Origin of the sequence: Heliobacterium mobile (assembly GCF_009720735.1) — a bacterium.
Classification (GTDB): domain Bacteria; phylum Bacillota; class Desulfitobacteriia; order Heliobacteriales; family Heliobacteriaceae; genus Heliobacterium; species Heliobacterium mobile.
Map to the genome: position 1 here is coordinate 1 of NZ_WNKU01000099.1, position 1,040 is coordinate 1,040.

The following is a 1,040-nucleotide window of genomic DNA, read 5'->3' on the forward strand; positions in this document are numbered from 1 at the left end:
GCACTATAAAGTTTCGCAATATCTTCCGGTGTCACACAGTCTGCAGGGATATTGGTCACATAAAAATGATACGACTTCTTATTTTCATTCCACATACCGATGACACGCAGGGGACGGTTCTCATTTTCCGGCTTCTTCGTGGAGAGCATCACTTCCAGATCGACGGTTTCTTTTTGAAACTGGTCTTTGACGGTTTTAAACCGTTGGCCGGCAATCGCTATCCCTTTTCGTTTTTTCAAAGACCGAAGAATGAGTGGATTACAGTTACTCTTTACGCGAGATACAAAGAAACCACCCAGTGCGTTGATCTCTTGAAATCGTTGATGGTCAAAGTAGCCCAGGTCCATTAATAGAATCCGGTCTTTTACCCATGGCCCCAAATCCAACAGACTTTGTTCGCTTCGCTTCCCTTCTACCACGTCTACGTTACGGGGACCCTTTCCCCAAGCACTCATCAACAGGTTCAATTTGATGGCAGCCGGAGACGAGTTCGTTCGGGAGCCGGGCCAACGAGTGGCTAACTTTTCATGAAGATGAACCAATGTACTGTCGACAAGAAGCAAATCATGAAATCCTTTGAGTGTGGCGGACATGCATACGTTCGGTTCATTTGCCATATCTGTAACGGCTTTTTGAACACATTGCTTCAGAAACGCGACGAGTTCAGGTTTGAAGCGCTCGTAAAATGATGACATCGCAATTTTGTTTGCGGCCATGCTGGTATATGTTCGTTTCAGTTCCGCCAAGGTACGTTGAAGTCCGACACCAAACCCTAAGACCAGTGACCAAAAAAAGACCACAGGATCGACTTTGCGATCTCTTTTAACAAAACCCACTTCAATTGCAGTTTTTAGTAACCACTCTTTGGGATAAAGCTCTGTTAGCTTCTTCTCAATGGCTTGTTCTTCTTTCGGTAATTCAAACATTGGGCTCGCCTCCGTATCATTTGAATACCACAAGTATTCGACACAGAGTGCTAAAAATCCTTATTTCCCATATACTCCATTTTTGGTTACTCTGGGGTTAACCGAACACTAATG

The 1,040-nt window shown here is 44.4% G+C and carries 1 protein-coding gene; it reads right to left on the reverse strand.

Annotated elements, in window-relative coordinates; genetic code table 11:
- Window positions 1-926: IS4 family transposase (locus GJ688_RS19840; protein ID WP_155478167.1), on the reverse strand; the 926-nt coding region annotated here is incomplete at its 3' end.
- Window positions 927-1,040 lie beyond the last annotated feature (114 nt).